This window comes from Micromonospora sp. NPDC047074 (genome assembly GCF_040643815.1).
Classification (GTDB): Bacteria; Actinomycetota; Actinomycetes; order Mycobacteriales; family Micromonosporaceae; genus Micromonospora.
Genome location: NZ_JBEYVB010000059.1, coordinates 20,548 through 27,097, shown reverse-complemented (window position 1 = coordinate 27,097; position 6,550 = coordinate 20,548). Strand labels below are relative to the sequence as shown.

General features: G+C 73.9%; 6 protein-coding genes. 4 read left to right on the top strand and 2 right to left on the bottom strand.

The features are described 5' to 3' along the window. Positions 1 to 110: 110 nt before the first annotated feature. Positions 111 to 494, bottom strand: a complete 384-nt coding sequence (locus tag ABZ809_RS33150; RefSeq protein ID WP_357566600.1) for a WhiB family transcriptional regulator — start codon at positions 492 to 494, stop codon at positions 111 to 113. Positions 495 to 747: 253 nt separating this feature from the next. Between ABZ809_RS33150 and ABZ809_RS33145 the strand changes: the two genes are divergently transcribed. Then, positions 748 to 1,572, top strand: a complete 825-nt coding sequence (locus ABZ809_RS33145; protein WP_357566599.1) for a response regulator transcription factor — start codon at positions 748 to 750, stop codon at positions 1,570 to 1,572. Positions 1,573 to 1,631: 59 nt separating this feature from the next. Here ABZ809_RS33145 and ABZ809_RS33140 read toward each other — a convergent pair whose 3' ends face one another. Beyond that, positions 1,632 to 2,051 (bottom strand): DUF5319 domain-containing protein, encoded by a 420-nt coding sequence (locus tag ABZ809_RS33140; RefSeq protein WP_357566598.1) that lies wholly within the window; start codon positions 2,049 to 2,051, stop codon positions 1,632 to 1,634. A 186-nt stretch (positions 2,052 to 2,237) separates the two neighbouring features. Between ABZ809_RS33140 and guaB the strand changes: the two genes are divergently transcribed. From guaB to ABZ809_RS33125, 3 genes are all read left to right on the top strand, one after another. Further along, positions 2,238 to 3,800 carry an IMP dehydrogenase gene (guaB, locus tag ABZ809_RS33135; RefSeq protein WP_357566597.1) on the top strand — a complete coding sequence of 521 codons (1,563 nt, stop codon included), beginning with the start codon at positions 2,238 to 2,240 and terminating at the stop codon, positions 3,798 to 3,800. Between the two features lie 30 nt (positions 3,801 to 3,830). Next, positions 3,831 to 4,949 carry a GuaB3 family IMP dehydrogenase-related protein gene (locus ABZ809_RS33130; RefSeq protein ID WP_357566596.1) on the top strand — a complete coding sequence of 373 codons (1,119 nt, stop codon included), beginning with the start codon at positions 3,831 to 3,833 and terminating at the stop codon, positions 4,947 to 4,949. Between the two features lie 190 nt (positions 4,950 to 5,139). Beyond that, positions 5,140 to 6,549, top strand: a complete 1,410-nt coding sequence (locus ABZ809_RS33125) for a M1 family metallopeptidase (protein WP_357566595.1) — start codon at positions 5,140 to 5,142, stop codon at positions 6,547 to 6,549. Position 6,550 lies beyond the last annotated feature (1 nt).

Sequence of the window (6,550 nt, the reverse complement as noted above, 5' to 3'; positions counted from 1 at the left end):
CCGACCCGGGGGGCCGCAGGGGCGGCGGCATCGGGGCGGCCGGCCTCCGCCAGCTCCAGGCGGGCCTGGCTGTGCCGGGGGGCCGACCGACGCGGTTCTGGACGGTCGGCTCAGGCGATCTTGCGCTGAGCGGGGACGGTCGACCGGTGCGGCTGGCCCAGGCGGGCCTCCAGCCGGGCCACGTCGACGCGGCTGTGGCGGCGGTCGGCCAGGTCCTCCCAGCCGACGGCGAGCAGCCGCAGCCGCTCCGACTCACTGAAGCCGCCCCACACGCCGTACGGCTCGCGGACGGCGAGGGCGTGTGCGGCGCACTCGGCCCGGACGGGGCAGGCCCGGCAGACGGACTTGGCGCCGGACTCCCGCCGCAGGCGTGACGAGCCGCGCTCGCCGTCCGGGTGGAAGAACTGGGCGCTGTCCCGCCCCCGGCAGGCACCGAGCCGCTGCCAGTCCCAGAGGTCGACGATGGGTCCGGGCAGTCTGCGTACGTTCGACATCAGCACCCCTCCTCCCGCGCGGCACCGCGCAGATCCATGTGAATCGGCGTCCGGGCGACGGTCCGCGCAGGCGCGCCGTTTCCGGCCTGAACACCTCCTACCCGGGCCGTCGCCGGCTCACACACCTGTGATCGAAAACTTCCGGCAACTAGCGGTATATGCCCCACTTGTCGGAAAAGTTCGAAGGATTGCCCGGAACCCCCTCGCGACCCGACCCGGTCATGGTCTGCTCGTGGACGGAGAGGAGACCACTGTGCGTACGGTTCTCGTGTGCGTTCGGACACCGCTCGCGGCGCAGCATCTGGCATCCGCGGCGGCCCGGCTCGGCTTGTCCGCCGTGGTGCGGACGGCCGTCTCCGATCCCGAGGTGATGTTGCGTCTGGCGGAGCGGCCGGCCGACGTGGTGCTGGCGGACACCGCGCTCACCCGGCCGGACAGCGCCGGCTTCGTCCGCCGGGTGCTCGCCCGCGCGCCGCAGGCCTCCGTGCTGCTGCTCGGCACCGAGGAGTCGGAGGCGGCCGCCGCCACCATCAGCGCGGGTGCCCGGGGCCTCATCCAGGGCGTCGACCAGGATCTGACCAGCGCGGTGGCGAAGGCGCTGCTGCTGCTCTCCGGGCCCGGCCGGGCGGCCCAGCGGCGGGTGGCCGACCCCGCCCGGGACACCGCGGCCGTCGGTGGCCCGGCCCGCACCACCCCCGGCGGCCGGCCACCGGGCGAACAGGGTTCCACCTGGTCGGCGACGTCCGCCGACGGGACGGCCGGCGCCCCCACGGTGGTGCCGGCGCAGCGCGGTGACGACCCGGCCGAGCCCGCCGACGAACCGGCGGAGGCCGCGCCCCCCGGGCGGCGGGGCGGGTCCGGCGCGCGCACCGGCCGGTCCGCCATCGGGCTCACCGAACGGGAACTCCAGGTGCTGCTGGGCATGGCGGAGGGCAAGAGCAACGCCGAGATCGGCCGGGAGCTGTTCGTCTCGGAGGACACGGTGAAGACCCACGCCCGGCGGCTGTTCCGCAAGCTCGGCGCCCGCGACCGCGCACACGCGGTGGCGGCCGGCTTCCGCGCCGGCCTGGTGGCCTGAACCGCAGGCTTCGACGACTCGCCCGTGGGTCGCGCGCCCTGAACCGACTGCGACCGGCGTCAGCGGGCGGAGCCGGGCTCCTCGGCGGCGCCCTCGTCGGTGCCCTCGGTCAGGGTGTCGTGCACCCCGTCGGCGTAGCCCCGCGCGTAGTCCCAGGTGACGTAGTGGTCCGGGTCGGGATCGTAGGCCGGCTCGTGCACCCGGGGGCGGCCCGAGCTGAGCAGGTGCCGCAGGTTGCCCCGCAGCAGGTCCCAGTCGAAGTAGTGTGGCTCCCGGCAGTCCTCGCACTCGATGACCAGCCCGCGCACCCCGATCGGCGCCAGCAGCGCCTGGTAGATCTCCAGGTCGGCGAGATCCTCCAGCACGTCCTGCCGCTCGACGTCGGTCAGCGGGTCGAGCGGGGCGTCGCTCGGATCGTGCAGGCCGGCGGCCGGATCGGCCGGGTCGCCGTTGAAGGGGTCGATGGGCTCGTCGTGCACCCCCTCACCGTAGACCCAACGCCATCCTCGCGTGCGCCCCCGGCCGCTGGTGACCTGCGCCGCCACCGCCCGGAAGCAGCCCAGGTCGGTGGGTACGATGGGACGACGCGCCCGTCACCCGGCGTGTGCCGGTGCCCGCCCGCGCCACCTCGCTGAAGCCCATCCGAGCAGCTCAGGGGAGCAATCGTGGAATTTTCGCCCAGCACCGATCTTCCGGCCGGCGCCGACAGCGGCGAGCTGGGCGGCCACCTGCCGGAGCTGCCCGCGGGCTCCGCCCGGGTGGTTCCGCTCGGGCTGACCTTCGACGACGTGCTGCTCCAGCCGGGCGAGTCGGACGTGGTGCCCAGCCGGGTCAACACCGTGACGAAGCTGACCCGCAACATCAGCCTCTCGATCCCGCTGCTGTCCAGCGCGATGGACACGGTGACCGAGGCCCGGATGGCCATCGCCATGGCCCGTCAGGGCGGCATCGGCGTGCTGCACCGCAACCTCTCGGTGGAGGACCAGGCCCTCCAGGTCGACCTGGTGAAGCGCTCCGAGTCCGGCATGATCACCAACCCGGTCACCGCCAGCCCCGACGACACCCTCCGCGACGTCGACTCGCTCTGCGGCCGCTACCGGATCTCCGGTGTGCCGGTGGTGGACGGCGAGGGCCAGTTGGTCGGCATCGTCACCAACCGGGACATGCGCTTCGTCACCGACCCGGACACCCCCGTCCGCGACATCATGACGCGTACCCCCCTGATCACCGCCCCGGTCGGGGTGAGCAAGGACGACGCCCTGGGCCTGCTGCGCCAGCACAAGGTCGAGAAGCTGCCGATCGTCGACGACTCGGGCCGGCTGCGCGGGCTGATCACCGTCAAGGACTTCACCAAGAGCGAGCAGTATCCGAACGCGACCAAGGACGACGCCGGCCGGCTTCGCGTCGCCGCCGCGATCGGTGTCGGCGAGGACTCCTACAAGCGGGCCCGGGCGCTTGTCGACGCGGGCGTGGACGTGCTGATCGTGGACACCGCGCACGGCCACCAGCGGGCCGTGCTGGACATGGTCGCCCGGCTCAAGAGGGACGTGGGCGTCGACGTCGTCGGCGGCAACATCGCCACGTACGCCGGGGCCAGGGCCCTGGTCGAGGCGGGTGCCGACGGGGTCAAGGTCGGGGTCGGCCCGGGTGCGATCTGCACCACCCGGATCGTCGCCGGCGTCGGCGTACCGCAGATCACCGCGATCATGGAGGCGGCCCGGGCCGCCCGACCGGCCGGCGTGCCGGTGATCGGCGACGGCGGCGTCCAGTACTCGGGCGACATCGCCAAGGCGCTCGTCGCCGGCGCCGACACGGTGATGCTCGGCAGCCTGCTGGCCGGCTGCGAGGAGAGCCCCGGTGAGCTGATCTTCGTCAACGGCAAGCAGTTCAAGGCGTACCGGGGGATGGGCTCGCTCGGCGCCATGCAGTCCCGGGGCCAGGCCAAGTCCTACTCGAAGGACCGCTACTTCCAGCAGGACGTGACCAGCGACGAGAAGCTGGTCCCCGAGGGCGTCGAGGGTCAGGTGCCGTACCGGGGTCCGCTGGCCCGGGTGGCCCACCAGCTGGTCGGTGGCCTGCGGCTCGCCATGGGGTACGCCGGCGCGGAGAGCATCCCCGAGCTGCACAGCCGGGGCCAGCTCATCCGGATCACGGCGGCGGGGCTCAAGGAGAGCCACCCGCACGACATCCAGATGACCGTCGAGGCGCCCAACTACCACACCCGCTGACCCACCACCCCCAACCACCTGGAGTCCCCCATGCGTGACGTGGTCGAGATCGGGCTGGGCAAGACCGCGCAGCGCGGTTACCACCTGGACGACATCGCCATCGTGCCGAGCCGCCGGACGCGGGACGTCGACGACGTCTCGACCGCCTGGCAGCTCGACGCCTACCAGTTCGGCATCCCCTGTGTCGGGCACCCCTCGGACGCGACGATGAGCCCGGCGTCCGCCGTCCGGCTCGGCCAGCACGGCGGTCTCGGCGTGCTCAACGTCGAGGGCCTCTGGACCCGCTACGAGAACCCGGCCAAGGTGCTGGAGGAGCTGGCCGGGCTCGGCGAGGACGCCCGCGCCACCAAGCGGCTCCAGGAGGTGTACGCGGAGCCGATCCGCCCCGACCTGATCGCCGAGCGGGTCCGCGAGCTGCGCGCGGGCGGCGGCACGGTGGCGGTGCGGGTCTCCCCGCAGCACACCCTGGCGCTGGCCCCGGTGATCCTCGACGCCGGCGTGGACATCCTGGTCATCCAGGGCACCATCGTCTCCGCCGAGCACGTCTCGACCACCGACGAGCCGCTCAACCTCAAGGAGTTCATCGCCGACCTCGACCTCCCGGTCATCGTCGGCGGCTGCACCGACTACAAGACCGCGCTGCACCTGATGCGGACGGGCGCGGCCGGCGTGATCGTCGGCATCGGCGGCGACGAGTGGTCCACCACCGAGTCGGTGCTGGGTATCCGGGTGCCGATGGCGACCGCGATCGCCGACGCGGCGGCGGCCCGCCGGGACTACCTCGACGAGACCGGCGGCCGGTACGTGCACCTGATCGCCGACGGCGACATCCAGACCTCGGGCGACATCGCCAAGGCGCTCGGCTGCGGCGCGGACGCGGTGATGCTCGGCGAGCCGCTGTCGCTCTGCGCGGAGGCGCCGGCCGGGGGCGCCTGGTGGCACTCCGCCGCCAGCCACCCGTCGCTGCCCCGGGGCGCGTTCGAGGCCGCTGGCGAGCCGCTCGGCTCGATGGAGCAGTTGCTCTTCGGTCCGGCCGACGAGCCGGACGGCCAGCTCAACCTCTTCGGCGGGCTACGCCGGGCAATGGCCAAGTGCGGCTACCGCGATCTCAAGGAGTTCCAGAAGGTCGGCCTGGTCCTCGACCGCTGACCGGTCGCCCGGGCTCCGGCACGTGCCGGAGCCCGGGCGGGTGCCGCTCGGCCGACCGCTCCGGTCTCCAGCAGCCGCCCGTAGCCGGCCGGCCCGATCCGTGCCCGGCCCCGGCATGACGCCGAGGGCGCCGGCCGGCCGGGCCGCCGATCAGCGGACCGTCCGGCCGTACATGTCCTAGGCTCGGCGGATGGCCCGCAATCCTGGTCGGATCCGGCCGGCCCTGGGCGTGGCCCTGGTGGCCGCCCTGGTGTTCACGGCCTGCACGGACGGCGAGCGGCGGGACGGCCTCCGGCCGGGCGCGGCCGACCTCGCCGACCCGTACGCGCCGGGGGCCGGCAACGGCGGCTACGACGTCGCGTCCTACCGGCTCGCCGTCCGGTACGACCCGGCCACCGACCGGCTCTCCGGGCGGGCCGCGATCACCGCCACCGCGACCACCGGGCTGTCCCGGTTCAACCTCGACCTCGCCGGGCTGGACGTGTCGCGGGTGACCGTCGACGGGAAGCCAACCGGATTCGCCCGCGACGGTGACGAACTGCTGGTCACCCCGTCCGGTGGCCGCTCCGGGGGCACCCGGTTCACCGTCGAGGTGGACTATGGCGGGGTGCCGGTCGCCCGGACCGACGGCCAACTCGGCAGCGGCGGCTTCCTGCACACCGCCGACGGCGCGGTCGCGCTCGGCCAGCCCTGGTCGGCGGCCAGCTGGTTCCCGGTCAACGACCACCCGTCCGACAAGGCCACGTACGACATCGAGGCGACCGTCCCGGACGGGCTGGCCGCGTTGAGCAACGGGGTGCCGGGGGAGCGGACCAGCGCCGGCGGCTGGACGACGTGGCGGTGGGCGGAGCGGTCGCCGATGGCCAGCTACCTGACCACGCTGGTGATCGGCGACTACCGGGTGCGGACCGGCACGCACGCCGGCAAGCCGATGGTCACGGCGGTGCCGGCGAGCCTGCCCGAGACCGGGCCGGAGGCCGCCTCGCTCGCCCGCACCGGCGAGATCGCGGACTTCCTGGCCAGCCGGTTCGGGCCGTACCCGTTCGACTCCTACGGCGGCGTCGTGGTCACCGACGGCCGGATCGGCTACGCGCTGGAGACCCAGTCCCGGCCGGTCTACGGGCCCGGCTTCTTCCGGGGCGGGCGACCCAACCCGAACGTGGTCGCGCACGAGCTGGCGCACCAGTGGTTCGGCAACAGCGTGGCGCTGAGCCGGTGGAGCGACATCTGGCTCAACGAGGGCTTCGCCAGCTACGCGGAGTGGCTGTGGGAGGAGCACGACGGCGGCCGCACCGCGCAGCGCAACTTCGAGCTGGAGTACGCCGGCACCGACTGGTCCCGGCCGTCCGTCGACCCCGGACGGTCCAGGTTGTTCGGCACGGCCGTCTACAAGCGCGGCGCGCTCGCCGTGCACGCGCTGCGCCGGACGGTCGGCGACGACACGTTCTTCCAGATCCTGCGGACGTGGACCGCGCAGCGGCGCGACGGCAACGCCACCACCGAGGACCTGGTCGCGCTGGCCGAGCAGGTCGCCGGCAAGCCCCTACGCCCGCTCTTCGACGCCTGGCTCGTCGGCGGGACCGCCCCCGCCCTGCCCTGAC

What these genes read in the sequence shown, in the direction of transcription:
- ABZ809_RS33150 (WP_357566600.1), bottom strand. Translation starts at nt 494, where the DNA reads ATGTCGAACGTACGCAGACTGCCCGGACCCATCGTCGACCTCTGGGAC.
- ABZ809_RS33130 (WP_357566596.1), top strand. Translation starts at nt 3,831, where the DNA reads ATGCGTGACGTGGTCGAGATCGGGCTGGGCAAGACCGCGCAGCGCGGT.
- ABZ809_RS33125 (WP_357566595.1), top strand. Translation starts at nt 5,140, where the DNA reads ATGGCCCGCAATCCTGGTCGGATCCGGCCGGCCCTGGGCGTGGCCCTG.